This is a genomic window from Knoellia locipacati (assembly GCF_044791685.1).
Taxonomy (GTDB): Bacteria; Actinomycetota; Actinomycetes; order Actinomycetales; family Dermatophilaceae; genus Knoellia; species Knoellia locipacati_A.
Window position 1 is genome coordinate 1,213,656 of record NZ_CP087730.1, and the last position, 19,468, is coordinate 1,233,123.

16 protein-coding genes are annotated in these 19,468 nt (G+C 71.9%); 8 read left to right on the plus strand and 8 right to left on the minus strand.

Translation table 11 applies throughout. The annotated features are described in order from the left end of the window. Positions 1-29: 29 nt before the first annotated feature. Positions 30-2,111, minus strand: a complete 2,082-nt coding sequence (locus LL946_RS05715) for an elongation factor G-like protein EF-G2 (protein WP_404385670.1) — start codon at positions 2,109-2,111, stop codon at positions 30-32. Between the two features lie 166 nt (positions 2,112-2,277). Between LL946_RS05715 and LL946_RS05720 the strand changes: the two genes are divergently transcribed. The 3 genes from LL946_RS05720 (at position 2,278) to LL946_RS05730 (ending at position 4,934) form a co-directional block, all read left to right on the plus strand. After that, complete coding sequence (locus LL946_RS05720) at positions 2,278-2,949, plus strand: hypothetical protein (protein ID WP_404385672.1); 672 nt, start codon at positions 2,278-2,280, stop codon at positions 2,947-2,949. A gap of 157 nt (positions 2,950-3,106) precedes the next feature. Then, a complete protein-coding gene (locus tag LL946_RS05725; RefSeq protein WP_404385674.1) occupies positions 3,107-3,601 on the plus strand; it encodes an RNA polymerase sigma factor in 495 nt (164 codons plus the stop codon). After that, positions 3,594-4,934, plus strand: a complete 1,341-nt coding sequence (locus tag LL946_RS05730; RefSeq protein WP_404385676.1) for a hypothetical protein — start codon at positions 3,594-3,596, stop codon at positions 4,932-4,934. Before LL946_RS05725 ends, LL946_RS05730 begins: the two co-directional genes overlap by 8 nt. A gap of 88 nt (positions 4,935-5,022) precedes the next feature. Here the strand turns inward: LL946_RS05730 and LL946_RS05735 are convergent, their stop codons facing one another. The 3 genes from LL946_RS05735 to hutH all read right to left on the minus strand — a co-directional run bounded on the left by LL946_RS05735 (position 5,023) and on the right by hutH (position 9,402). Beyond that, complete coding sequence (locus LL946_RS05735; RefSeq protein ID WP_404385678.1) at positions 5,023-5,910, minus strand: S1 family peptidase; 888 nt, start codon at positions 5,908-5,910, stop codon at positions 5,023-5,025. A gap of 191 nt (positions 5,911-6,101) precedes the next feature. Beyond that, positions 6,102-7,760 carry a urocanate hydratase gene (hutU, locus tag LL946_RS05740; RefSeq protein ID WP_404385680.1) on the minus strand — a complete coding sequence of 553 codons (1,659 nt, stop codon included), beginning with the start codon at positions 7,758-7,760 and terminating at the stop codon, positions 6,102-6,104. A 76-nt stretch (positions 7,761-7,836) separates the two neighbouring features. Beyond that, a complete protein-coding gene (hutH, locus tag LL946_RS05745) occupies positions 7,837-9,402 on the minus strand; it encodes a histidine ammonia-lyase (RefSeq protein WP_404385682.1) in 1,566 nt (521 codons plus the stop codon). Between the two features lie 150 nt (positions 9,403-9,552). Between hutH and LL946_RS05750 the strand changes: the two genes are divergently transcribed. Continuing rightward, complete coding sequence (locus LL946_RS05750; RefSeq protein ID WP_404385684.1) at positions 9,553-10,560, plus strand: hypothetical protein; 1,008 nt, start codon at positions 9,553-9,555, stop codon at positions 10,558-10,560. Then, on the plus strand, positions 10,557-11,099 hold the full coding sequence (locus tag LL946_RS05755) for a hypothetical protein (protein WP_404385686.1): 543 nt from the start codon (positions 10,557-10,559) through the stop codon (positions 11,097-11,099). The genes LL946_RS05750 and LL946_RS05755 overlap by 4 nt, the downstream gene beginning before the upstream one ends. Before the next feature lie 112 nt (positions 11,100-11,211). Here the strand turns inward: LL946_RS05755 and LL946_RS05760 are convergent, their stop codons facing one another. From LL946_RS05760 to LL946_RS05770, 3 genes are all read right to left on the minus strand, one after another. Next, complete coding sequence (locus LL946_RS05760; protein ID WP_404385688.1) at positions 11,212-12,645, minus strand: hypothetical protein; 1,434 nt, start codon at positions 12,643-12,645, stop codon at positions 11,212-11,214. A gap of 133 nt (positions 12,646-12,778) precedes the next feature. Further along, a complete protein-coding gene (gene dacB / locus LL946_RS05765; RefSeq protein WP_404385690.1) occupies positions 12,779-14,125 on the minus strand; it encodes a D-alanyl-D-alanine carboxypeptidase/D-alanyl-D-alanine-endopeptidase in 1,347 nt (448 codons plus the stop codon). Positions 14,126-14,259: 134 nt separating this feature from the next. Continuing rightward, positions 14,260-16,134, minus strand: coding sequence for an ABC transporter ATP-binding protein (locus tag LL946_RS05770; protein WP_404385692.1), 1,875 nt, complete (start codon positions 16,132-16,134; stop codon positions 14,260-14,262). A gap of 155 nt (positions 16,135-16,289) precedes the next feature. Between LL946_RS05770 and LL946_RS05775 the strand changes: the two genes are divergently transcribed. The 3 genes from LL946_RS05775 (at position 16,290) to LL946_RS05785 (ending at position 18,061) form a co-directional block, all read left to right on the plus strand. Next, the gene (locus LL946_RS05775) at positions 16,290-16,742 is read left to right on the plus strand and encodes a MarR family winged helix-turn-helix transcriptional regulator (RefSeq protein ID WP_404385694.1); all 453 of its coding nucleotides are present in this window, start codon (positions 16,290-16,292) and stop codon (positions 16,740-16,742) included. Between the two features lie 91 nt (positions 16,743-16,833). Continuing rightward, positions 16,834-17,229: a VOC family protein gene (locus tag LL946_RS05780; protein WP_404385698.1), complete on the plus strand. Its 396-nt coding sequence runs from the start codon at positions 16,834-16,836 to the stop codon at positions 17,227-17,229. A 31-nt stretch (positions 17,230-17,260) separates the two neighbouring features. Next, positions 17,261-18,061: an IclR family transcriptional regulator gene (locus LL946_RS05785; protein WP_404385700.1), complete on the plus strand. Its 801-nt coding sequence runs from the start codon at positions 17,261-17,263 to the stop codon at positions 18,059-18,061. A gap of 2 nt (positions 18,062-18,063) precedes the next feature. Here the strand turns inward: LL946_RS05785 and LL946_RS05790 are convergent, their stop codons facing one another. After that, positions 18,064-19,380: an MFS transporter gene (locus LL946_RS05790; protein ID WP_404385702.1), complete on the minus strand. Its 1,317-nt coding sequence runs from the start codon at positions 19,378-19,380 to the stop codon at positions 18,064-18,066. Positions 19,381-19,468: the final 88 nt, after the last annotated feature.

Below are 19,468 nucleotides of genomic sequence, written 5' to 3' on the forward strand. Positions count from 1 at the left end.
GCCCTCGGCGGTGGTCTGCGGGCAAGAAGTCAGGTGGCGCTGCCGGCGACGACGTCCTTGACGAGCTGCGGCGGCAGGTAGTCGTAGCGCGCGAACCGGCGCGTGAACGTGCCCGTGCCGTGCGACACCGAGCGCAGGTCGATCGGGTAGCGCGACAGCTCGAGCGCCGGCACCTCGGCGTGGATCACCGTGCGCCCCTCGTGCTCGGACGGCTCGGTGCCGTGGACCTGTCCACGGCGTCCGCGCAGGTCGGCCAGCGTCGGCCCTACCGAGACGTCCGCGACGTCGATGTCGACGGCGTCGATCGGCTCGAGCATCGCGACCGTCGACTCGTTCGCCGCCTGCCGGAGCGCCAGGCCGGCGGCGGTCTGGAACGCCATGTCGGAGGAGTCGACCGAGTGCGCCTTGCCGTCGACGAGCGTCACGCGCACGTCGACCGCCGGATATCCCGCGAGCACGCCCTTCTCGAGCTGGGCCCGGGCTCCCTTCTCGACCGAGGCGATGAACTGGCGCGGCACCGCACCGCCGACCACCTTGTCGACGAACTCGATGCCCGACCCGCGTGGCAGGGGCTCCACCTTGAGCGTGCAGACGGCGTACTGCCCGTGACCGCCGGACTGCTTGACCTGGCGCCCCTGGACGTCGCACGGCCGGACGAACGTCTCGCGCAGGGCCGTCCGCAACGGCTCGGCCTCGACCGCCACGTGGTGACGCTCCTCCAGCGACGAGGTGAGCAGCGCCACGTGCGCCGGCCCCATCGCCCAGATGACGACCTGGTGGGTCTCCGGGTTGAGGTCGAGGCGCATGGTCACGTCCTCCGACACCAGCGACTGGAGCACCGTGGCCAGCTTGTCCTCGTCGCCCTTGCTCTTGGCGTGGATGGCGACCGGCAGCAGCGGTTCGGGCAGCACCCACGGCTCGACCAGGGCGGGCCTCGACGGGGACGAGAGCGTGTCCGTCGTCTCTGCCGCGGCGAGCCGGGCGACGAGGACGAGGTCACCCGCGATCGCCTGCGACTTGGGCGACAGATCGTCCCCGACGGCCGCAGCCAGCGCCCCGACCCGGTCGAGGTCGGCGTCGTGGTCGCGGTGGCCGCCGATCTCCTCTCCCGCGAACTGCTGGAGGTGGCCGGAGACGTGCACCGGGTCGTCGGGGCGCAACGTCCCCGAGAACACCCGGACCAGTGACTGCCGCCCGACGAACGGGTCGGTCGTGGTCCGCACGACCTCGGCGACGAGCGGCCCGGCCGGGTCGCAGGCCAGCTCGCCGAAGTCGCCGCCATTGGTCCGGAACACGCGCGGCATCGCGGCGTCGGCCGGCGACGGCAGCCCGTGCTCGATGAGGTGGAGCACCTCCTCGAGGCCGACACCGCTCGTCGCGTGGGTGGGCAGCACCGGGAAGAAGCGCCCGGTCGCCACGGCCGCGTGCAGGTCGTCGCGCAAGGTGTCGGCGTCCACCTCCTCACCCTCGAGGTAGCGCTCGAGCAGGGTGTCGTCCTCGGACTGCTCGATGATCGCCTCGACGACCGCCGCGCGTCGCTCGGCGACGTCCGCGGGAGCGGACGGGTCATCAGTGGCCAGCGACAGCAGGTCGAGCAGCCCCGTCACCACCGTCGCCGGGCCGTCCGGCTGGACCGGCAGGGCGAGCGGCTGGGCGTCGCCGAAGACGCGCCGGCAGGTCGCCACCGTCTCGTCGAAGTCCGCACGCGCCTGCTCGAGGCGGGTCACGGCGATGGCACGCGGCATACCGACTGCGGAGCACTCGCGCCACAGCATCTTGGTCGCCTCGTCGACACCGTCGGCCCCCGAGACGACGAAGAGGGCGGCATCCGCCGCCCTCAGCCCTGCTCGCACCTCACCGACGAAGTCGGGGTTGCCCGGTGTGTCGACGAGGTTGACCACCACCTCCCCGCTGGCGAAGGTCGCCGCCACGAGTCCGGTCGACGCCGCCCGGTCGTCGTCGCGCGGTCGCCGACCTTCGACGCGTGCCGCGACGAGGTGGTCGAAGAGCGTGCTCTTGCCCGCTCCCGGCGGTCCGACGAGCACGACGTTGCGGATCTGCTGCGGGCTGCTGGGGGCAGGGGCGTCGTCGCCACCTGACGAGCGGTTCATGACCTCACCTTCCACCCGCCCGCCGTTGCCGCACAAGGGGCCGGGAGGGGCGAATCGCGCGTATGCCGTCCGATCACGACCGCGAGCGCGCGCGTCTGTCCGGACGGGCCCCGGGGCGTAACGTCTGAGGGCGGGGGCCGCACCACACCGCACGCATGGAGCAGCGATGAGACCAGAGCCGAAGCCGGTCCGGGACCGGATCTCACGCTGGTTCGACGGGTCGGATCCGCGGTCCACGGCGCGGCTGGGCTGGGCGGCGGTCGGGGGTCTGGCGGTGGCACTCGTGTGGTCCGTCGCGTCCCCGGACGGTGCGACACGGCACCTCCTGGAGGACCGGGGGCAATCGGCGGCGACCGCCTCCTCGACCGCCGTCGTCCCGAGGGCTCCGGCCTGCTGGCCCGAGTCCGGTCGACGGGACCCCCGCCCGGCGGGTCTCTCCGCCGTCTCGACCGGGCCCGTCCAGCAGGGCGGCGTGGTGGAGTCGACGCGGTGGGGAGCGGCCGGCCGCAACGGCCTGTGGGGCGTGGCCGCCGTCGCCGACTGCAACACGGTCCGGCTCGACGCCGTCTGGTTCGAGCCCAGCGGCCGGAAGCAGCGGCACCGGATCGGTGGATCCGGACTGTCCGCCACGGGGGTCGTGGCGAACGGCCTCGACGGCGCGATCGCCGTCTACTCCGTTCGAACCGACCCGTCAGGACGACTCGATGCCCTGCTGCACATCAGTACGGACTGGGGCGCGACGTGGCAGGAACGCCGGGTCCCCGCGTCCGCCGAGAGCGACGTCCGCGCCGGACTGCTCTCGTCGCAGTGGCGGCGGTGGCCGGTGCTCGACGGCTGACGCGGGCCAGTACCTCCGAGCCGCACCGCCGCGCGGCCGGTCGGAGGACGATGGACGAGCCGAGATGTCTCCCCGGGAACCCGGGGAGGGCCCCGATGGTCGTTGTGGTGTCGACGGCTCGTCGACAGCTCGCCGTCTCGAGCACGGAGGTAGGGCCATGGCAGGAAGTGAGGCGCTGTCGGCGATCTACGACGCGTCCTACTCCCGCCTCGTTGCCCAGCTCATGGCCATCACCGGCTCCCAGGAGGAGGCCGAGGACGCCGTGCAAGAGGCCTTCGTCCAGGCCATCCGCCAGGGCCGCCGCTTCGAGGCGGTCGACCGGCCGGAGGCCTGGCTGCGGACCGTGGCGATCAACACCCAGCGCACCCGCTGGCACCGGAGCGCCGTGCTGCGGCGACTCCTCCCGCGGGTGCCCGGACCGCTGCGAGCGGTCGAACCCACCCCCGAACGGCTCGCCCTGGCCGAAGCTCTCTCCCGCCTGCGTCCCGAGTGGCGCACCGTCGTCGTGCTGCACCACCTCGCCGACCAACCTGTGGCGACCATCGCCCAGGACCTCGGCCTGCCCATCGGGACCGTGAAGTCCCGTCTCGCCCGCGCCCGGGAGCAGCTCGGGACCGACGTGGCCCTCGCCGAGGAGGCCGACCATGCCTGACCTCCGTTCGTATGTCGCAGGGCTGGAGCGCGAAATCGTCGCACCGGACCTCGCCGAGCTCGAACGCGTCGCCACCGCGCGTCGCCGGGTGCGCGCGACGACCTGGGTGGCTGCAGCCGTGCTCGCCATCGCGGGGTTCATCGCCCTCGTCCCCGACGGCACTCCGGGACGGACGCTCCCCGCCGTCACGCCGACGCCGACAGCCACAGGTCTGGCGGCACTGGAGGCCTTGGAGCTCAGAGAGATCGCCGACCCGTCACCCGCCATCCCGGACATGATCACCAGGGCCGACGACGGTCACCCTGCCAGCATCCGCTACGCGGCGGCCTGCCTGGATGACGCCACGGGCGTCCTCGTGGGCACACTCAACGGAAGCGCGAACTGTCGTGTCGTGTGGGAGGTCACCAACGGAGACAAGCGCCTCTACCTGCCTGTCGACGCGAGCCAGCGGAACAGTGCGCAGTACCTCGGCGACGGAGACTTCGTGTACGCGCTCTGGGGCGGTGCGGGTACGAAGTCGGTCATCATCGACGCAGACACGATGACCATGACACCGCTGGTCGAGGGGCAACGCTCACCGTCGCCAGGTGCTGGACGTCATCTCGTCGGGTGCGGCTTCGACCACCTCGCGTGTGTCGTAGACGTGCGGACCGGCCATCTCGACCTGCTCGACAGGAAGTCTCTTCCTGCATGGATCACCGAGATTGCGGCGAAGCATGGGCACATGCCGATCGAGGTCGTGCGACGTGGTCGGGAACTCCTCCATGTCCTCCCCGACGGGCTCGGGCGCGGGCCGCGGGACGACTCGTCACCACTTCTGGTGTCGGAGCGGATGCCTGAGGCAGTGCCGCTGACCATCGGCCCACCATCGCTCCCGGAGGCCGGTGCCGCCTGGATGCCCTGCGGTGAGGGAGGCACGTGCATCGTCGATGTCGAGAAGAGGACCATGCAGCAGGTCGAGCTCCCGCAGGCCAGCGAGTGGGCGCACAACACCATCGACGGGTTCTGGGGACTGCAGCTCGCCGGCCCGACGACTGGCCCGGAGCGAGAGGGCGACACGATCAGGGCAACCGCGGTGTGGGTCGATGAACGCGGCAAGGTGTCGACGCACATGCTGGTCGACTACCAGCTGAGCACCGATGTCACGATCGCCGATGGCGGAACAACGGGCGCGATGACCTACTACGACCGCACCTCCGGTCCAACGCGGCTCCACGTGAGCACCGACCGCGGCCGCACGTGGCGCGTCCTCACCGCCCCCGCGAGCGCCGGTGACGACGTCGACAACGGCCGCCTTTCCTCCGGCTGGGAGGCGTGGCCGGAGGTGCGCTGACCCTCCAAGGCGAAGGTATGCCGGGTGGTGGGCACCCGGCATACCTCGCCTTTGTCGTCCGCTCGGGACGACGGAAGGTCTGCCTCGGTCAGAAGATGCTCACGCCATAGGCGTTGGCGGCCTCGCGGACGGGCTGGAAGAACGTCGTGCCGCCCCTCCGGCAGTCCCCGCTGCCACCGGACGTCAGGCCGAGGGCCTTGGTGCCGTCGTACATCGGGCCTCCGGAGTCACCCGGCTCGGCGCAGACCGTGGTCTGGATCATCCCCGAGACCCGGCCGCCACCCTGGTACCTGACGGTGACGTTGAGCGCGGTCACCGTGCCCGAGTGCGTGCCGGTCGTCGAGCCCGTGCGCTTGACCTGCTGACCGACGAAGGCGTCGCTGACGGTGTAGCCACCGGGGTGCGAGAGGGAGGTGTTGTCGTAGCGCACGAGGGCGTAGTCGTTGCCCGGGAAGCTGTACCCGGTCGTCGGGCCGATGAGGGTGGACTGGCTGGAGTTGGCGTACCACGTCTTCGCCACCTTGCCGCAGTGGCCTGCGGTGAGGAAGTAGTACGTGCCGCCCTTGACGACGTTGAAGCCGAGCGAGCAGCGGTAGCCGCTGCCGTAGATCGCGTCACCCGCCGACCCGAGGGCACGGAAGACACCGTGCGTGCGCTCGATCCGGAGGGCGCCTGCGTCGGAGCCCGCCGCCCGGCGGAGGGTCGCGAGCTCGCTCGCGGTGACGGAGTCGTCAGCGGTCACGACGACCCGCTTGGCGCTGGCGTCGGTCGACCAGCTGATGCCGTCGACACCCGACCGGTCGATCCTCTGGCTGATGGCGGCGAGCCGATCGGCCGAGGCGCCCTCGGCGGCCGGTGCGGCACCGGCGGCCGTGGGCGAGGACAGGGCGAGGGCGGCCGCGGCACCGGCCGCTGTCGCGAGCAGTCCAAGGGCCTTGCGGCGTGGGCGGAGCTGGTCGTGCTTGCCTGACTTCACGGGTCCTCCAGGAGGTTGGGTCCGGGTCGTTCATGGACGAGCGCCAGCTCGACGCACCACCACGTGGGCCCGGGTGACAAGCGGGCGCCGGCTCTCCCGACCACTGTGGACCCATCACCGCGGGTCTGTATCCGGAACGCGAACTCCGGCCCGCCTCCGGCTGGACACACCGGCTGGCTGCGGCGTTCGGGTCAGCCCTCGCGCATCGGGACGCGGATGCCCTGCTCGGCCGCGGTGCGCTCGGCGATGTCGTAGCCCGCGTCGACGTGCCGGATGACACCCATCGCCGGGTCGTTGGTGAGCACGCGGGCGAGCTTCTCGGCGGCCAGCGGCGTCCCGTCGGCGAGCGACACCTGCCCGGCGTGCAGCGAGCGGCCCATGCCGACGCCGCCACCGTGGTGGATCGAGACCCACGAGGCCCCGGACGAGGTGTTGACGAGCGCGTTGAGCAGCGGCCAGTCGGCGATCGCGTCGGAGCCGTCGGCCATCGCCTCGGTCTCGCGGTAGGGCGAGGCCACCGAGCCGGTGTCGAGGTGGTCGCGGCCGATGACGATGGGGGCGCTCACCTCACCCGTGCGGACGAGCTCGTTGATCGCCAGCCCCGCCTTGTCACGCTCACCCTGGCCGAGCCAGCAGATGCGAGCAGGCAAACCCTGGAACGCGATCCGCTCCTGCGCGCCCTTGATCCAGGTGTGCAGCCGCTCGTTGTCGGGGAAGAGGTCGAGCACCGCACGGTCGGTCGCGGCGATGTCCTTGGGGTCGCCCGACAGCGCCGCCCACCGGAACGGTCCCTTGCCCTCGCAGAAGAGCGGGCGGATGTAGGCCGGCACGAACCCGGGGAACGCGAACGCCCGGTCGTAGCCACCTTGACGGGCCTCGTCGCGGATCGAGTTGCCGTAGTCGAAGACCTCGGCGCCACCGTCCTGGAACTCGACCATCGCCTGCACCTGGCGGGCCATCGAGGCCCGTGCCCGGTCGGTGAACTCCTCGGGCTTCCTCTCAGCGTACTCGTGCCACTCCTCGAGCGAGATGCCCTCGGGGAGGTAGGAGAGCGGGTCGTGCGCCGAGGTCTGGTCGGTGACGATGTCGATGGCCACACCGCGACGGAGCAGCTCGGGGAAGACCGAGGCCGCGTTGCCGACGACCCCGACCGACCAGCCACGCCGCTGGTCCTTGGCCGCGAGCGCCTTCTCGACCGCGTCGTCCAGGGAGTCGGCCACCTCGTCGAGGTAGCGGTGCTCGACGCGTCGTCGCAACCGCGACTCGTCGACGTCGACGATGAGGCAGGCGCCCCCATTCATCGTCACCGCGAGGGGCTGCGCGCCACCCATGCCGCCGCACCCGCCGGTCAGCGTCAGCGTGCCGGCCAGGGTTCCCCCGAAGCGCTTCTCGGCCACGGCCGCGAAGGTCTCGTAGGTCCCCTGGACGATGCCCTGCGTGCCGATGTAGATCCACGAGCCGGCCGTCATCTGGCCGTACATCGTCAACCCGAGGTGCTCGAGCCGGCGGAACTCGGGCCAGTTCGCCCAGTCGCCGACGAGGTTGGAGTTGGCGATGAGGACCCGCGGCGCCCACTCGTGGGTCTGCATGACACCGACGGGACGGCCCGACTGCACGAGCATCGTCTCGTCCTGCTTGAGCGTGCTCAGCGTCCGGACCATCGCGTCGAAGGACTTCCAGTCGCGGGCCGCGCGGCCGGTCCCGCCGTAGACGACGAGGTCGTCCGGGCGCTCGGCGACCTCGGGGTCGAGGTTGTTCATGAGCATCCGCAACGGAGCCTCGGCACCCCAGTGGGTGGCGTGGGTCAGGGACGTGCCGCGCGGGGCGCGGACGGGACGAGCGCCTTCCATTTCGTGCTCCTATCTCGTGCCTCGTGTGTCTGAGCGCGCGCTCTGGCGCGGGCTCAGGCACACAAGGCGAGGGTTTTCAGTTGAGGCGACCGGTGACGCTCTCGGCTGCGGTCACCACGGTGCCGTCGAGCACCGCCTCGTAGGCCGCCTCAAGGTCGGGGGCGAGGAAGCGGTCGGGACCGGGGGCGACGTTGCCGACCGCGGCGAGCGCGGCGATGACGGCCGCCGAGGCCGCGGCCGGCTGGAGCGGTGCCCGCAGCTGGATCCCGCGCGAGGCCGCCACGAGCTCGATCGCCAGGACGCGCGTCAGGGCGTCGACGGAGCGGCGGAGCTTGCGGGCGGCGGACCAGCCCATCGACACGTGGTCCTCCTGCATCGCGCTGCTCGGAATCGAGTCGACCGAGGCGGGCACGGCGAGCCGCTTCATCTCCGACACCATGGCGGCCTGCGTGTACTGCGCGATCATCAGCCCCGAGTCCACACCCGGGTCGTCGGCGAGGAACGGCGGAAGGCCGTTGTTGCGGGCCTTGTCGAGGAAGCGGTCGGTGCGGCGCTCCGAGATCGAGCCGAGGTCGGCGGCGACGATCGCGAGGAAGTCGAGGACGTAGGCAACCGGCGCCCCGTGGAAGTTGCCGTTGGACTCCACCCGGCCGTCCAGGGTGACGACGGGGTTGTCGATCGCCGACTCGAGCTCCCACTCGGCGACGCGCGAGGCGTGGTCGATGGTGTCGCGGGCTCCCCCGGCCACCTGCGGAGCGCAGCGCAGCGAGTAGGCGTCCTGCACGCGGGTGCACGCCTCAGGGTCGCGGTGCGAGTCGCGAATCGGGCTGTGGGACAGCACCTTTCGCATGTTCTCGGCAGAGCGCGCCTGGCCGGGTTGCGGTCGCAGGTCGTGCAGGTCGGCGGCGAAGACGTCGTCGGTGCCCAGCAGCCCCTCGACGCTCATCGCCGCCGCGACGTCGGCCGTCGTGACGAGCTGACGGAGGTCGGCGATGGCGAGGCAGAGCATGCCGAGCATGCCGTCGGTGCCGTTGATGAGGGCCAGGCCCTCCTTCTCGGCGAGCACGACCGGCTCGATCCCGGCGTCAGCGAGCGCCTCCCCCGCCTCCATGACCTCACCGTCGTCGTCCCGGACGAGGCCCTCGCCCATGAGCGCGAGGGCGCAGTGTGACAGCGGCGCGAGGTCGCCGGAGCAGCCCAGCGAGCCGTACTCGTGGACGACGGGGGTGATGCCCGCGTTGAGGATCGCGAGGTAGGTCTCGAGGGTCACCGGGCGTACCCCCGTGCGGCCGGTCGCCAACGTGTTGATCCGCAGCAGCATGAGCGCGCGCACCACCTCGCGCTCGACCTCGGGTCCGGCGCCGGCGGCGTGGGAGCGGACGAGCGAGCGCTGCAGCTGGGCGCGCAGCTCGACAGGGATGTGGCGCGTCGCGAGCGCACCGAACCCGGTCGAGACGCCGTAGTGGGCGACCGTGTCCTCGGCCAGCCCTTCGATGGTCGAGCGGGTCGCGCGCACCGACTCCAGCGCCGTCGGGCTGAGCTCGACGCGCACGCCGTGACGCGCGACCCGCACGACGTCGTCGATGCCCAGCCGTGCACCGCCGACGACGACCGGGTGCTCGTGGGTCTGGGTGTTCGTCATGCCCCAAGCACACCGCAGGTATGCCGTCCGCGACAGTCGCGCACCCGGCATACCGTCTCGGATGCGAGACGTTGCGCGCGGTCCGCTCGTCACGCCCCACCGCGGCCACGCCGGGTCTAACGTGCAGGTCAACGAGCTTTCGGAGGGCACATGTTCAAGAAGATCAAGGCTGCCAAGGCCTACCTCGAGCACGGTGACGAGTTCGCCCAGGGTCTCGTCCCGGACGACGCGGTGGTGCTCGACACACCGTCCGACGCCGCTCGGCCCGCGATCGACGCGGCGCTCGACGGCGCGTACGAACCGGCCGCCGAGCTGCTCCGCAGCAGCCGCGGGGCCCGGGCCTGGGAGGACCGCGACGTCGATGTCGCCAGCCTCGGCCGGCTGTCCCTCAGGGCGCCGCAGTGGCTCGACTCCTGGCGCGAGGCCGCCCCGGACGATCCCGACCTCGCCGTCGTGGATGCCCGGCGTCTCGTCGAGCAGGCGTGGGAGCAGCGCTCGCACGACGACGCCAGCCAGGTGTCCGCCGAGCAGTTCGCCGCCTTCGGCGAGACGCTGGAGCGCGCGACCGAGCGGATCCAGCAGGCCGTGGACGGTTCGCCGGGCGACCCCGTGCCCTGGGCCATCGCCCTGCGCCATGCTCGCGGCACGGAGGGCGACCGCGGGACCTTCGAGCGCTACCTCGACGCGCTGGGGTCGACCGACCCCCACCACTACGGCGCCCGCTACGAGGCGATGCAGTACGTGTGCGCCAAGTGGTTCGGCTCGCACGACGAGATGTTCTCGTTCGCCCAAGCGAGCGTCGACGCCGCACCTCGGGAGGCGCGGGTCCAGACCCTGCTCCTGGATGCTGTCCTCGAGCACGTCGCGTCCGAGGAGTCGGCCCTCACCGGCAACCGTGACCGGGTCGAGGAGGCCATCGCCCGGGCCCGCGGCTACCTCGACGCCAACCCGGACGCCGGCCACCACCTCACGGCACAGACCCGCAACGTGCTCGCGCGGATCCTCTTCCACCTCGAGCGCCACCGTGAGGCCTACGAGCAGCTGCAGGCGATCGGCCCCCACGCGACCTCGTACCCGTGGCGCTACTGGGGAGACGCGCGCGAGGAGTTCCTCACCCACCGGTCCCACATCGTCACCCTGGCGGCCGGCGCGTCGTGACCTCGATGATCCTGCTCGTCCGGGCGTCCGCGGCCGAGCTGCAGCGCCCGGTCGTGTGGGCTCGGACCCGGGTGCGACTCGTCGACAGCGAACAGCCCGGGTGGTGCCTCGCCGATGTCGGCGAGCCCAACCAGGCCGCGCTGGAGCGGGTCGCGGGGGAGGCGAGCGCCTTCGGTCCGGCGCTCCTCGTCGTCGTCGGGGACCTCCGGACCGGCGTGCAGCTGTGGCAGGGCGGACGCGTGCTCACCCGTGTGGGATGGACATCGGGAGAAGTCAACGCCATGCCATCCGCTGACGCGGACGTCTCCGCCCGGGCGTTCGCCTCGGCGCTCGGAGTCGAGCCCGGTCCGGTCGCGCGCGTCCTGCGGGAGGCGACGACCCCCGACCGCGCCCTGCGCGCCCTCATGACCGCCTTGGGCGCGCCCGTCCCCAGCCATTTCGGTCGGCACCGGAGCGGTCCGCTGGACTCCGAGCGCACCACCGTCGTCCGGCGTCACGGCATCGTCGAGGCCGCCGTCGAGGATCACTGGGGTCACTGACCCTTCGGTCACACCGTGGGTATGCCGTCCGCGCGACTGTCGCGGACGGCATACCGCCTGGCATCTCAGGCCTCCGGGGCAGGCGAGGAGCAGCCGGCCGGAGTCGACGGCCTCACCGCACGAGCCCGCTGACCTTCGTCGACGACGACGGCAGGGTCACCTCGTAGACGTCGAGACCGCGCACGAGGTCCACCGACCACGCGATGTTGGTCCGACGGTCCGTGCGCCGGTCGGCGTTGTTGTAGACGGGCACGAAGTAGGAGTCCCACACCTCGGAGGCACCGTGCACCGCGTGACCCCAAGGAGTGAGGTTGCGCGGGTCGCGTGCGTCGACGAGCTGCGTTCCGCCGCCGTAGTAGCCGACGGTGACGATGCCGGAGGGGTGCCAGTCGAACCAGTGGGCGGAGCAGAACGCGCCGACCGGCGAGGGGAACGATCCGAGGTCGGCGAGCTCCACCTTGTCCAGCGGCACGATGGCGTCCGGAGTGCCATCGAGGCGCTTGACCCACCAGGTCTGGAACGAGCCGGCGGTCGCGCAGTTCACGTCCTCGTAGTCCTCCTCGGTCACCAGCAGGACGTTGCCGTTGGCGAACGACGGCGCCGCGTCCGGCCGGAAGGCAGAGGCATTGGGTCGCGAGGAGTTGTGGTGGATGAAGTCGTTGTAGCCGTTGCGGGTTCCGTCGCCGGCGTCACCCCGCCCGGCCGCTCCCGTCGTCGTCACCACGGACGGGTGGAGCGGGTCGCGGACGTCGAAGATGGCGGACCCGTTGTAGCCCGTGTGCGTGGCGAAGCCGGCGTCGTCGAAGTTCCACTTGTGACCACCGGTCGGGGTGGCGTGGGGCTGCGTGCCGGCGACCTGCGGGTCGGCGTCGACCTCGACGGGGGCATCGAGGTCGCTGAGGTCCATGAGGGAGAAGGTCGTCCGCCCCCCGGCGGAGTAGGCGTAGCGGCAGTCCCGGGAGTCGACGCAGGCGACCGTGTGCGTCGAGGTGGTGGCCGGTGCCGTCGAGCGGAGGCGAGGGGTGGTCGGGTCGGTCACGTCGACGACGATGAGCTGCTTGCCGCCCGCCGCCTCGGACGTGTGGTCGATGTCGGCCGACACGTCGTAGGTGTCGACACCGATGAGAGCGAACCGCTCGACCGACTGCCCGACCTTGCGCTCACCACAGTTCATCGCCTCGTTCTCGAAGGCGAGGTTCGGCAGGACGCCGAGCTGGACCGGATGGCGTGGGTCACTGGCGTCGAACACCGTGATCGAGTCCAGGGACGACATCACGAAGATCGGCGCGCTGGGCATGAAGCAGCCGGAGATGCCGGTCTTGCCCGGGACCGAGTCGAGCAGGGTGGCGTTCTTCGTCGAGAGCGCGGGGAGGGATGCGGCGGTGATGCTCGCCGCGCGGGTGCGGTCGGTGTGTGCGTCGCCATGGGCCTCCGCCGGTGCGGCGGCGGCGAAGGCCAGACCGACGGACGCGGCGACCGCCAGGACAGCACGCGCGAGTGGAGTGACGGGGCGTGCAGCCCCGTCGCGATCGGTGGTGAACCTCATTGACGTCACGTGAACCTCCAGGGGCAGGGGCGCGAAGTGACGGGCGTCGACGACCGTCAGCGCATCCGTCAGTATCCAGGCGGCCGGGACCGCTGGTCAACTCTCAGTAACCAGGATCACGCGACGCCGGCGGTCAGGAGGGGTTGCAGCCGGTGGCCGCGGTGGCGAAGCGCTCGATGGCCAGCCGCGCCTGGGTGGGGTCCGCGGCGCCGTTCTCGATGATCGAGAAGACGCGCAGCCGGCCGTCGACGCCGTAGGCCGTCCCCGACAGCGAGACGACGTCACTGAGCCAGCCGGTCTTGGCCTTCACCTTGCCTCGCGCGCACGAGGTGTCGGCCGTGGCGAACCGGGTCCTCAGGGTGCCCGAGACCCCGGCGATCGGCATCCCGGCCGAGCTGTAGAGGACGTCGTGGACCACCGGCGTCTGGTGGACGCGGCGAAGCAGGCTGGCGAGGTTCTGCGAGGTCAGGCGGTCCGAGCGGGACAGCCCGGAGCCGTCGTAGGTCGCGCTCCCGTACGTGATGACGCCACGGGCCTTGAGCGTCGCCACCGAGTGCGAGCTCGCCGCCGCCCAGGTCGCGCCCTTGCCGTTGACGCGGGCCGACTGCCGGTGCAGGTTCTCGGCGTAGTCGTTGTTCGAGGAGTTGATGAGCTGGGTTGCGATGGAGCGGACGTAGGGCGAGGACGTCGTGGCCAGCGTGGCGGCGCCGGACACGACCGTGCCTCGGGCCATCGACGTCACGCCGATCCCCAGGCGCTTGAGCTCGTTGGCGAAGGTGGCACCGGCGTCGAGTCCGGTGTCCATGACGTTGCGCCCGTCGACGACGAGCGGCCGGACGGGCGCGACGTCCCCGGGCAGGTAGCTCGCCTTCCACCCGATGGCGGACGTCGGCGCGGGGAACAGCGAGTCGTCGACACGCACCGCCACCGACCTCACGCCCTTGGCGACGAGGGCCGACCGGGTCGTGCTCGCCATGCTCCGGGCAGCGGCGGCGGACAGTGCGGGGTCGCCCCCGCCGACCAGCCAGACGACGCTGCGCGCGGAGTTCGTCCTCACCTGGGTCGAGAACCGCAGCGTGTGCGACAGGCTGCTCAGGGCGACGAACGCCGTGTTGAGCTTCATGTTCGACGCCGGCAGGAGCGCGAGCGTGGGGTTGCGCTGGTAGACCACGGCACCGGTCTCCGCGTCGAGCACCAGGGCACTCACCCGGCTGCCGAGGGCAGGGTCCGCCCCGGCCGCGGCCAGGCGCTGCGGGATCGTGCGCGTGTCCCCTGCCGAGAGCCTCAGCTGCCCCTGGTGGGGAGCCTGCCGCAGGTCCGCGGGAGAGTCGGCCGGCGCCGACGACTCGGGCCGCGGGACCGGCTGCACCGCCGCGGGACCCGCTGCGGTCGCGGGGCCGCCTCCGGCCGCCAGGGACAGCGCCAGGGCCACGGCCCCGGCGCCGACGAGGAGCGAGCGGGTCGACCGGTGGAGGCTCATGACTAGGAGAGTGGCACGGATGTGACTAGTTCGCTCGTCGAGCAGATCCGGTGTCGGTTCCCGGGCGAGGCCGGAGGCGGCGCCGGCTGCCGCTGCCCAAGGATGCTCGGGCAGCGGCAGCCGGACGGCGGCGGTCAGGCCGCGGCGTAGGACGGGCGACCCGCCAGCGCTGCATAGCGCCCGCCCAGCCCGACCAGCTCGTCGTGGGTGCCGCGCTCGACGACGTGGCCGTGGTCGAGGACGGCAATCTCGTCGGCGCCCTCGATGGTCGAGAGACGGTGGGCGATGGTGATCGTCGTGCGGCCACGCACCAGCTCGTCAAGGGCCTTCTGCACAGCGCGTTCGGTGTCGTTGTCGAGCGCGCTCGTGGCCTCGTCGAGCACAAGCACCCGCGGGTTGCGCAGGATGGTGCGGGCGATGGCGATGCGCTGCTGCTCACCTCCGGAGAACCGGTGCCCGCGCGCGCCGACGACCGTGTCGAGCCCGTCGGGCAGCGAGGCGACGAGGTCGGCGACCTGCGCGGCGCCCAGGGCCCGCCACAGCTCGGCCTCCGAGGCGTCGGGTGCGGCGAGCAGGAGGTTCTCGCGGATCGAGGCGTGCACGAGGTAGGTCTCCTGCGAGACGACTCCGACGATCCGGGCCAGCACCTCGGGGTCGAGGTCGCGCAGGTCGACACCGTCGACGGTCACTCGCCCGGAGGTGGGGTCGTGCAGCCGGGCCACGAGGGAGGCGAGGGTCGACTTGCCCGAGCCGGTGTGACCGACGAGCGCCAGCGAGCCACCGGCCGGGACCACCGCGGAGACGTGCGCGACGGCGAGGGGTGCGTCACCGGCATACCGGAAGGAGACGTCGTCGAGGCGGACCTCGCCACGCACGCGCTGCGGGTCGAGCGCGACAGGAGCGGTCGGGCCGGCGACGTCAGGGACGAGGTCGAGGTACTCGAAGACCCGCGAGAACAGGGCCATCGACGACACCCACTGGGCGCCGACGTTGAGCAGACCCATGAGCGGGCGGAAGATGCCGGCCTGGAGGGTCGTGAACGCGATGAGCGTCCCGATCGTCATGCCGGCGGAGGTCGCGGGGAGGCCGGCGACGAGGTAGATGAGGGCGGGGATGGCCGAGAAGATGACCTGCATCGTGGCCATCCGCCAGCGGCCGGCCAGCTGGCTGCGCAGCTCGAGGTCGACGAGCTCGGACGACGTGTCGGCGAAGCGCTCGGCGTGGCGACGGCCGGCGCCGAGCGTCTTGGACAGACGCACGCCCGAGACCGACAGCCCCTCCTCGATCTGGACGTTGAGGTCGGCGCGGCGGGCCTGCTGGCGAGCGGTGACCTCGCGGCGGATGAGCGCGACGCGCCGGGTCAACCACACGGCCGGCGGGATGACGACGAGCGAGAGGAGCGAGAGCCGCCAGGACAGCGCCACCATGGCGACCGAGGTCGCGATGGCGGTCGTGAGGTTGGAGGCGATGGAGGTGGCGGTCGTGGTGACGACGCCCTGCATGCCGTTGATGTCGTTGGTGAGGCGTGACTGCACCTCTCCGGCGCGGGTGCGCGTGAAGAAGCCCAGCGACTGCTGCTGCAGGTGGGCGAAGAGGTCGGTGCGCAGCCGGTGCATGACGCGCTGGCCGACGCCGGTGGACATCCACGTCTGCACGACGCCGAGGACCTGGGTCGTCGCCGCGACGGCGAGCATGCCGCCGACGGCGAGGAGGAGCAGGTGCACGTCCTGCTGCGGGATGGCGACGTCGACCACCTCGCGCACGAGGAACGGCTGGGCCATCGAGATGACCGAGGTCGCGGCGATGATCGCGGTGACGACGCCGATCGGACGGCCGAAGCCGCGGAAGAGCCCCATGACCCGGCGGAGCGGGACGGGGGCGATCTCGAGCTGCGCGCGGTCGCGCGGGTCGATCCGCATCGGACCGCCGCCGCGGCCGGAGCCGCCGGGCAGGCGGGACCGGGCGTCCCGGGGGGCGTGGTCGAGGGTGGGGTGAGGGGTGGCTGTCATGCGCACCCTCCTTCTGGTCGAGCCGAGTCTTAGTGAGGTTGACTCACAATGAGCCCAACAGGCTAGTTGCCGATATCATTCCCGTATGCCGTCTGCCGGACTCCTTGCACACCGGGGACAGTTCTCATCCCCTCGCGACCCCGAAGACGTCCTCGATGCGCAATGAGTCGAGTGGGGTCGAGGGCAGCGCGGGCGGCGTCGAGCCCGCGCTGGGTGAGCTGGTCATGGAGGTGGCGCGAGGGCTGCGACGACGGTTCGCCGCGACCCTCGAGCCGTGGGGCATCACGCCCCACGAGGCCCGGGCCCTGCGCGTCGTCGGGCGCCACGAGCCGACCCGGCTCGGCGTCGTGGCCCAGCACCTGCGCATCGCGCCGAGGTCCGTGACGGACGTCGTCGACTCCCTCGAGAGCCGCGGCTTCGTCGCCCGGGAGCCGGACCCGAGCGACCGTCGGGCGACCCAGGTCTCGCTCACGACACAGGGGCGCCGGGTCCTCGACGAGCTCGACGAGGCGCGGCGTGCCGACCACGAGGGCTACTTCGCGGACCTGTCCGAACGTGACCGCACCGCCCTCGCCAGGATCCTCGGTCGCCTCGTCGACGAGCGCTGACGACCGTCGACCACGGCTGTCAGGGTTCCGTCGTCGTGGCGACCGCGCGGGTGGATGATGGGGCCACAGCCCGTTCCCTGAGGAGGCCCCGATGACGCGCGCCATCCACTTCGAGATCCACGCCGCCGACGTCCAGCGTGCCGTCGAGTTCTACCAGGCCGTCTTCGACTGGAAGGTCGAGGATTGGGGCGACGTCGCCGGGATGCCCTACTTCGGGGTGATCACCGGTCCGGAGGACCAGCCCGGCATCAACGGCGCGATCATGCAGCGCTCCGGACCCAACCCGGAGCCCGGCGCCGCCGTGGCCGGGGCGGTGCTCACGATGGGCAGCGAGGACTTCGACGCGACCGCCGCCAAGGCCCTCGCAGCCGGGGCCACCGTGGCCCTCGAGAAGCACGCCCTCACGGGCATGGCGTGGCAGGGCTACTTCGTCGACACCGAGGGCAACGTCTTCGGCGTCCACCAGCCCGACCCCGAGGCGAAGTAGGCGTCGGCCCGGAGCGCCCGACGACAACCTCATGACTCGCGAACGTCCCGTCAGCTCGAGCGTGCCCGCGGCCGGCCACGCGCTCGACGTCCTCGAGCTGCTGGCCCGCCGCGGCGAGCCACTGCCCGCCGCGACCGTCGCCCGCGAGCTGGGACTCCCCCGCTCCAGCACCTACCACCTGCTCGGCGTCCTGCGGGACCGTGGCTACGTCTCCCACCTCGAAGGTGAGCGGCGCTACGGACTGGGGGTCGCGGCATACGAGCTGGGTTCGGCCTACCAGCGGCAGGCGCCCCTGCAGCGGATCGCGCGCGGCGCCCTCGACCGGCTCGTCGACGCGACCGGCCACAACGCCCACCTCGCCGTGCTGCACGGTCGCGACGTCCTCTACGTCATCGAGCAGCGCGCTCCCCAGGGGCCGGTGCTCGTCTCCGACGTCGGCGTCCGCCTGCCGGCGACGCTCACCGCCACCGGTCTCGCGATGCTCGCGGCCCTGCCTCCCGGACAGGTGCGTGCACTCTTCCCCCACGCCGACACCCTCGTCCAGCGGGACGGGCACGGACCCTCGACGACGACCGCGCTGCGCTCGCTCCTCCAGTCGGTCCGAGGACGTGGGTATGCCGTGGAGGACGGTCACATCACGAGCGGACTGAGGTCCGTGGCGCAGTCCGTGCTCGACCACAGCGGGCACCCGGTCGCGGCGGTGGCCGTGACGTTCCGCATCGAGGCGGTCGACGAGGTCGAGGAGGCGCGACTGGTGTCGGAGGTCGGCGCCGCAGCCGAGGACCTCTCGGCACGGCTGCGGGGTCAGGTGCGGCCACCTCGCCGAGGCTGACCTCAGTCGCGTAGCGGGTGCGCGAGCTCGTCGGCCGGCAGCCTGGCCCAGAGGATGGCCACGACGGCGATGACGCCCGGAGCGATCCCGGCGATGAGGAACGTCGGGCGGATCCCGATGGCCTCGGACACGGGGCCTGCGAGCGCCATCGAGACCGGCATGAGGCTGATCGAGACGAAGAAGTCCAGGCTCGACACCCGTCCGATGAGGGCAGGGGGCACGCGCCGCTGGAGCAGCGTCCCCCAGATGACCATCGGCGCGGAGAACGTCACGCCGAGCACGAAGGCGGCGGCGATGACGACCCAGATGTGGGTGGCGAAGCCGATGACAGCCAGCGGCAGGGACCCGACTCCCCAGAGGAGGTTCATCCAGGTGAGGTAGCGCCGGGGCATGCGCAGCGAAGCCATGAGGAGCGAGCCGACCGCTCCCCCGATGCCGAAGGCCGCGAGGACCCACGAGTGGTCGCGGGGTCCGCCGCCGAGCCGGTCCTTGATGAGGAACGGGACGAGGACCTCGAACGGGCCCATCATGACGAGGATCATGAGGCTGGCGAAGAGAAGCGTGGCCAGGAGCCAGGGCGTGCGCATCATGTAGGAGAAGCCCTCGCGGACGTCGGCCACGGCGGACCGGACCGGGTGCTGGGCGTGGCTCTCGTCGAGCTGGCGCCGCAGCGGGGTCTCGGGCACGGACATGAGCGCGAGGAGCCCGAGGAGGACCGACGTGGCGGCGATGACGATGGCTGTGCCGGGGTTGGCGGCGGCGATGGCCGCGCCCGCGACGGCGGGCCCGACCGCCTGGCCGATCGTCGGCCGGACCATGCCCTCGAAGCCGTTGACGGCCATGAGGTCGCGCTCCTCGACGAGCGCGGGCAGCCACGCGGTGTAGGCCGGGTAGTAGAACGCCATCGCCATGCCGAAGGTGAACGCGATGGCGGCCAGCATCCACAGCTGGGTGAGGTCGAGGAGCGAGAGCGTGGCGACGGAGGCCATGCAGAGCAGCTCGATGCCGGCGACGACGAGAAGGATGCGCTTCTGCGGGATGCGGTCGGCCACGACCCCGGCGAGCAGGGCCGGGAGGATGACGCCGAGCGCAGCAGCGGTGGCGACGACGCTCAGCTGGGAGGCGCCGCCGCCGAGACGCACGACCTCCCAGACCTGGGCGACCACCCAGATGCCGCTCGCGAACGTCGAGAAGACGAGGGCGATGGCGAGGCGGCGGTAGGCCGACCCGCGGAACGGCGTGAGGGCACGCGGCAGCTGGCGAGCGGGCCGATGTGCCGACGGCGTCTCGGTGGTCGTGTCGCTGTCCGGGCCGGTCATGGTCTGCATCCTCGGACCTCAAGCTCACATGAGGTCAAGCCCCCTGTGGGCTGCCCGTCCGTCTCGAGGCCGGGGTCCAGCATCCACC